General features: G+C 53.9%; 6 protein-coding genes. 4 read left to right on the plus strand and 2 right to left on the minus strand.

Going from position 1 to position 6,179, the window contains the following annotated elements; translation table 11 throughout:
- Positions 1-20 precede the first annotated feature (20 nt).
- The gene (locus MVB78_RS01230; RefSeq protein ID WP_297487026.1) at positions 21-1,544 is read left to right on the plus strand and encodes an MATE family efflux transporter; all 1,524 of its coding nucleotides are present in this window, start codon (positions 21-23) and stop codon (positions 1,542-1,544) included.
- Here MVB78_RS01230 and MVB78_RS01235 read toward each other — a convergent pair whose 3' ends face one another.
- Positions 1,545-2,870, minus strand: coding sequence for a TldD/PmbA family protein (locus tag MVB78_RS01235; RefSeq protein WP_297487014.1), 1,326 nt, complete (start codon positions 2,868-2,870; stop codon positions 1,545-1,547).
- A gap of 10 nt (positions 2,871-2,880) precedes the next feature.
- Positions 2,881-4,248 (minus strand): TldD/PmbA family protein, encoded by a 1,368-nt coding sequence (locus MVB78_RS01240; RefSeq protein WP_297487029.1) that lies wholly within the window; start codon positions 4,246-4,248, stop codon positions 2,881-2,883.
- A gap of 128 nt (positions 4,249-4,376) precedes the next feature.
- Between MVB78_RS01240 and MVB78_RS01245 the strand changes: the two genes are divergently transcribed.
- The 3 genes from MVB78_RS01245 to MVB78_RS01255 form a co-directional block, all read left to right on the plus strand.
- Positions 4,377-4,808 (plus strand): hypothetical protein, encoded by a 432-nt coding sequence (locus MVB78_RS01245; RefSeq protein ID WP_297487016.1) that lies wholly within the window; start codon positions 4,377-4,379, stop codon positions 4,806-4,808.
- On the plus strand, positions 4,805-5,068 hold the full coding sequence (locus tag MVB78_RS01250; protein ID WP_297487018.1) for a hypothetical protein: 264 nt from the start codon (positions 4,805-4,807) through the stop codon (positions 5,066-5,068). Before MVB78_RS01245 ends, MVB78_RS01250 begins: the two co-directional genes overlap by 4 nt.
- 84 nt (positions 5,069-5,152) lie before the next feature.
- Positions 5,153-6,179 (plus strand): transposase (locus MVB78_RS01255; RefSeq protein ID WP_297487021.1); only part of this gene is annotated, 1,027 nt, incomplete at its 3' end.

A 6,179-nucleotide genomic window follows, 5' to 3' on the forward strand; every position in this document is an offset into this window, starting at 1 on the left:
ACTGTCTCACCGTGGTGGCGATGGAGAGGGCAAAGCTCAGGGCGATGAGAGAGGAGATACTGAACGGGCCGATTGAAAAGACACTTCTCATGTTAGCAGGCCCCCTTGTTGTGAACAACCTCGTCCAGGTGGTTTACAACATAACGGACACCTTCTGGCTCGGAAAGCTCGGGAGGGAAGCCCTCTCCGCGCCGGGGGTAACGTGGCCGATAATAGGAACCCTGATGGCCCTTGGTATGGGGTTCGTTACGGCCGGCTTCGCCTTCGTCGGGCAGTACATAGGTGCCGGAGAATACGAGAGGGCCAACCGTTCCGCGGGAGCGCTGTACTCGCTCATGCTCTTCTTTGCAACAGCCACCGCAATTCTAAGCCTCCTGATACTTCCCTACGCGCTGGCCTTCATGAAGGTAACCTCCGCCCTCTATCCTTACGCGAAGACCTACGCGACGATAATCTTTCTCGGCGTCCCCTTCGCTTTCACGTACATGGCCTTCTCGGCGCTTAGCAGGGCCGCGGGGGACACGAAGACGCCCATGAAGATAACCCTCCTCACAGTGAGCGTCAACATAGTTCTCGACCCGGTTTTCATCTTCGGCCTCGGCCCATTCCCGAGGCTCGGTGTTGCCGGCGCGGCGCTGGCGACGATTTTAGCCAACACCCTTGGCTCGGCGATAGGCCTCTGGATTCTCTTTAAAGGAAAGATAGGCCTCAGGCTGAGCGTTGAGAACCTAAAGCCCGACCTTGAGTTCTACTCTAAAATCTTCAGGGTCGGCCTGCCAGCGAGCGTTGGACAATCAGCGAACAGCTTCGGCTTCGTAGTTCTCACGAGGATAATCATGGGCTTTGGAGACGTAACCTATGCAGCTTACGTCATAACCACGAGGCTCGTCAACTTCCTCACGAGCATATCGAGGGGAATAAGCATGGCGATGGGAACTATGATAGCCCAGAACGTTGGAGCGAGGAAGTATGGAAGGGCCAAGGCGATAGCGGAGAGGACGATGGCGGTGAACTTCACGATAGCCGGACTGGCCGTTCTGGTAATAGGCCTCTTCCGCGTACCCATCTTCCGTGTTTTCCTGAACGACCCCGCGGTTATAGCCGAGAGCAAAATAGTCCTTGAGTACTTCCTCGTCTCGGTCCCCTTCTTCAATGGAATATTCATAGTCGTAAACAGAACCTTCAGCTCGGCAGGGCACACGAAAAAGACGATGCTCTTAGGAATACTCCGCCTCTGGGGGCTGAGGATACCTTTGAGCTACCTCTTCGGCTATGTTCCGGCCTTAGCGGTGGCTTTCACCCTACCGCTCCTCCAGAAAACGCTCTACCTCAGGCTCCCCCTTGCCGAGCTCTTCGGGATGACGAGCAGGGGAGTATTCTTCGGCATGGGACTCAGCAACTTCTTGGGGGCGCTCCTTGCGCTTGCGTGGTTCATGAGGGGAAGCTGGATGAGGGCGATAATCGAGGGGAGAGAAGCCGGTAGAGGCATAAAAAAGAGAAGGGCCACCGCAAAAGGGGATGGCGGCCCCCTAAAGGGAAAGTAGTCACTTCCCCGCTATCTTCACGTTCTCGAACTTGACGTGCGGAACGGTCATGGACGTCATGAAGGGCATTACTGTCTGCTCCTTCGTTACCTCGCTCGCCTGTTTAAGAAGCTCGTAAACGTTTCCGGCGATGAGGAAGACGCTGGAACCAACAACCTCGCCGTCCTCGATGAGGAATGCCGGATTGGCGGTTACGGCGAAGTTTCCGTTGTCCGGGTTGCTTGAGTGTGCCCCCTGGAAGCCGTCAACGAAGTAACCGCGCTTGATCTCGCCGATTAGGTCCTCAAGGGAGCGCTTCCCGTTCTCTATGACGACGTTGTGGAAGCCGATGTTTATTCCACCGCTTCTCAGGTCGCGCTTCCCGTTGCCGGTGCTCTCCGTGCCGTAAATTTTAGCCCAGTAGTTGTCCCAGACGAAGCCCCTGAAGGCTCCCTCCTCGATGAGGACGTTCCTCCTCGTCGGCACGCCCTCGCCATCCGCTATGGCCGGCTCTAAGGAGAGCGGGTGGAACGGGTCGTCGTAGACCGTCAAAACCTTGCTCGCTACCCTTTCGCCGACCTTTTCCGCTAATGGGGTCGTCTCTTTGACTAAGCGCTCACCGCTGAAGGCCGGAAGGAGAGCGTAGCTGAGGAGTCCCGCTATGGCCCAAGGGCCGAGGATTACCGGCACCTCCTCGTTCTTGCTCGCCTTCACGCTGTAGGCCCACTTAACTTTTCTGACCGCCCTCTCGACGATTCCTTCAACGTCGAGGTTTAAATCTCTCCTCGCGTCGAAGTCGAATATTCCGGGCGTTACTACGCCTTCTTTCCTCCCGACGAGCTCGAAGTAAATGTAGGAAGCTCCGTCCTCCTGGAAGACGTCTATCCCGTGGGAGTTAACGATGTGCCTCTCCTCCCAGGAAACTCCGCCTGCTCCTCCAGCAACGACCGCGTTCTTATCTTTCTCCCGGGCAAGCCTTATGCCGTGGACGAGCTTCTCGACGAGTATATCGGGCGAGGCCTCCTTTAGCTCGTAGTTTGGCTTTGGCTTCTCCCTGTACTTCCCCGGCTCCGGTAGGGAGACCCACTTCTCGTCCCTGCTGTTGAGCCTCGCCATCTTTGCCGCCTGCTCTATGGCTTCCCTCACCCTTGAGGGCTCGTCGCTGTCAACTATCGCCAGACCGAGGCGCTTGTCCTTTATTCCGCGGATTACCATTACAGCGCCGCTCCTCGTTGATGCCATCGAAATCTCGTTGAGCTCAACGTTTGCGCTGACCTCCCTTGAGCGGTAAACCGCTATCTCAACCTCGTCGAAAAGCTTCTCGGCGTAGCGAAGAAGGTTCTCCATGGCAATCACCTCACCCGATTAGAATTCCTCCATCAAAGCGCATGTGAGGGCCACCTGAGCTTACAAATGCAATCTGTCCCTTACCGCAGAAGCCGACCTCAAGGCCGAAGTCCTTGCCGACCGCTGAAATCTTCTTGAGGGCCTCGATGGCGACGCCTGTTATTGACGTGTCCCTTATCGGCTCGGCTATCTCGCCGTTTCTAATGACGTAGCCCTCCTGGATTCCGACCTGGAAGGCCGAGTTAAGCTGTGCCTGACCACCGCGGAAGTCAACGACGTAGTAGCCGAACTTGATGTCCTCTATGAGCTCCTCGAAGGAGTGGTCACCGGGCTCAAAGACCGTATTCCTCATCCTGATTATCGGCGGGTAGCGGTAGCTCTCAGCTCTGGCGTGGCCGTTTGGCTCCATGCCCCACTTTGCCGCGTACTCGCGGTTGAGCATAATCTCCTTGAGGATTCCGTTCTCGATTATGTGGATGTCTTTAACGGGAACGCCCTCGTCATCATAGCGGTCGTTTCCAAAGCCACCCTCAACGTAGCGCTCGCTCATGGTTACGTACTCCGGAGCTATCTGCTTGCCGATTAAGTCCTTGAAGGGGGAGTTTATCGTAAGGTCTGCCTCCGCGAGGTGGCCAAGGGCCTCGTGGGCGATGATGCCGACGACTATAGGCCCGGCAACTATCGGCCACTCACCGCGCTTAGGGGCTACTCCTCTAAGCTGGCCCTGCATCTTCCTGAGAATCCTCCCGGCAACCTTCTCGTTGGGTTCCCTCTCGGTCATAAGCTCCCAGCCGTAGTCAACCGAGCCAATGCTGTCCCTCGCCATCGCGAGCTTCCCATCGGCTTTTCCGGTAACGTACGCTCCCTGGTAGAGGTAGTTGTAGTCCCACTCTATCGCTGTTCCCTCGTTGGTGAGGAGGAGCTTTTTACCCCCGCCGTCCTCGTAGCGTATCTGGACGCTTTTGACGGCCTTGTCCCCCTTCAGGAGCCTTTCAAGCTCCCGAAGGTGGCCCACCTTCTCCTCGATGTCGACCTCCCTCGGCTTAACGCGCATCTTGCTCTTCACTAAGTCCTGGACGGGCTTTATATCCGCCAGCTGGATTTTCTCCTTCTTGGTCTCAGCGGCCGCCTTCGCCAGTTTGTAGGCCTCTTCAATTTTCTTCTCAAGGTTGTTCAGCTCGCTCGTCGAGGCGAAACCCCAGGCGCCATCGGCTAAAACCCTAATGGCAACTCCCCTGTGGAGCTTTCCTGTGAAGCTCGTAAAAACGCCGTCCTTGAGACCGAGCGTTGTCTTCCTTAGGTCCTCGTAGCGGAGCTCTATGTACTCGGCCTTCAGGTTTTCCTCAGCCCACTTAAGGGCCCTCTCAAGTGCTTCCATGGTCATCACCGTTGACGTTTGTCCAACTCCCTGTAGGGGAGACAACTATAAAAGTCTTTTGAGCCTTTCGATGTGGGTCGAAAAGAAGGGATTTATACAAAACCGCGCAATACTCACTTGGTGGGAAAATGGATGGGCTTTCGCCTAAAATGGCCGTGCCCACCTTTCTGTTCTACACAGGACTCGGTGCAATCGTGGGTGGAGGGGAAGGTCTCCTAACGGGCATCAAGTTCGGCCTCTTCCTTTTCCTCTCCTTCTACCTCGTCCCATTTCTCGTTATCAGCAACCTTAACCTCCCCCGTGAGTGGCTAAGAACCGCGTTGCTGTATCCGGTTGGAGCGGTCAGTGGACTGGCGCTCACACCATTCTTTGAGGTCTCCATTGGTGACATCTGGCCGGTAGTAGCTGGGGCACCCCTCTGGGCCGTCTTCGTGGCGCTCATCCAGAGCGGAGCGCTTGAAAGGGCCGATAAAATTCTGGACGATGTCCTTCAGCCGAACGTCAGGCCCCGGCTTTATGAAGGGCACGGATTTGAGAGGTCTGAGGGGTCAAGAAAATGAAGCCCGAAGGTAAGGCATCTCTGCTCCTAGCGGGTGTTTTTCTGGTTCTTCTCTTCTCGTTGGTCTGCACTGGCAATGGGGGGTATGGTACAAAGCTGAAGGCTTCTCTTATGCTGGCAGTGCTCATTTTGATGGCTGTTGGTGTCATTCTAGCCCTTCAGAGGAGGAACACGCTATTGGCTTACTCGGGGCTTTTGACCCTTGCCGTGGGAGTACGTAGCGTCGGGCTACATTTTTCTTCTGAAAGCCTCGCCCTTTAGGGCGGGGATGCAGTAATTCTAAAACCAGCCCTTAAACAGGAAAGCAAACTATTTTAAAGCCTAAGGACAATACCATACTTTGAAATGAAGCGGACAGTAACCATAAAACTCCATCCAAGCAAAGAGCAGGAGAAAATCCTCTTCGAGTTAGCCGACACTGGAGCAAAAGTCTGGAACAGAGTAAACTATCTAAGACGGCAAGAATTCTTTGAGGGCAGACCAGTGGACTTCAACAAAACCGAAAAGATAGTTTATGAAGAGTTCAAGAAGGAAATCGGCTCTGCAACAGTCCAGCAAATAGCCAGAAAAAACGCCGAAAGTTGGAGAAGCTTCTTCTCCCTTCTTCGAAAGAAGCGGAACGGGGAACTCTCCGGCTGGTTCAAACCAAAACCACCAAACTATCTCAAAAAAGATGGGACGAGGGAACCCTTAATCGTCCTTAGAAACGACCAATACAAGATTAATGGGAATAAGCTAATCCTCAAAGGCCTTGGAAAATTCAAACGATTAGAAATCCAGTTTAAAGGCAGAATACACTTGAAAGGCAAGCAGGGAAGATTGGAAATCACCTACGATGCCATTAAGCGGAGGTGGTATGCTCACGTTAGCATCACGGTGGAGGAGAAGCTAATCAATGGTGAATGGGTAAGCGTTCCAAGACAACCCTTGGGAAACCTTTCAGCTGGAATTGACTTGGGAGTGAACAACCTAATGGCCGTTTACGTGGAAAACGGTGAAAGCTTTCTCGTGAATGGAAGACCGTTGAAAGCCATTGCCTTCTACTTTAGGAAGGTCATCGCTGACTACCAGTCTAAACTCAACAAGAGTGGAGCAAGAACGAGTAGAAAACTCAAAAAACTGCACGAGAAGGCTAAACTCCAAGCGAGGCACTACATTAACACTGCCGTGAGACAAACTGTTGAAAGACTGTATCACCTCGGAGTTTCAAGGATTGTCGTGGGTTATCCAAAGGGAATCGCCAGAAACTCTGATAAGGGAGCGAGGCAGAATTTCATTCTCTCTCACGTCTGGCGGTTTAATTACGTTATTAAGCGTCTCAAGGAAGTTGCCGAGGAGTATGGTATTCAAGTTGAGGTCGTTGATGAGGCTT

The sequence above is a fragment of the Thermococcus sp. genome (assembly GCF_026991495.1).
Lineage (GTDB): Archaea > Methanobacteriota_B > Thermococci > Thermococcales > Thermococcaceae > Thermococcus.

What these genes read in the sequence shown, in the direction of transcription:
- MVB78_RS01250 (WP_297487018.1), top strand. Translation starts at nt 4,805, where the DNA reads ATGAAGCCCGAAGGTAAGGCATCTCTGCTCCTAGCGGGTGTTTTTCTG.
- MVB78_RS01235 (WP_297487014.1), bottom strand. Translation starts at nt 2,870, where the DNA reads ATGGAGAACCTTCTTCGCTACGCCGAGAAGCTTTTCGACGAGGTTGAG.
- MVB78_RS01230 (WP_297487026.1), top strand. Translation starts at nt 21, where the DNA reads ATGGAGAGGGCAAAGCTCAGGGCGATGAGAGAGGAGATACTGAACGGG.
- MVB78_RS01245 (WP_297487016.1), top strand. Translation starts at nt 4,377, where the DNA reads ATGGATGGGCTTTCGCCTAAAATGGCCGTGCCCACCTTTCTGTTCTAC.
- MVB78_RS01240 (WP_297487029.1), bottom strand. Translation starts at nt 4,248, where the DNA reads ATGGAAGCACTTGAGAGGGCCCTTAAGTGGGCTGAGGAAAACCTGAAG.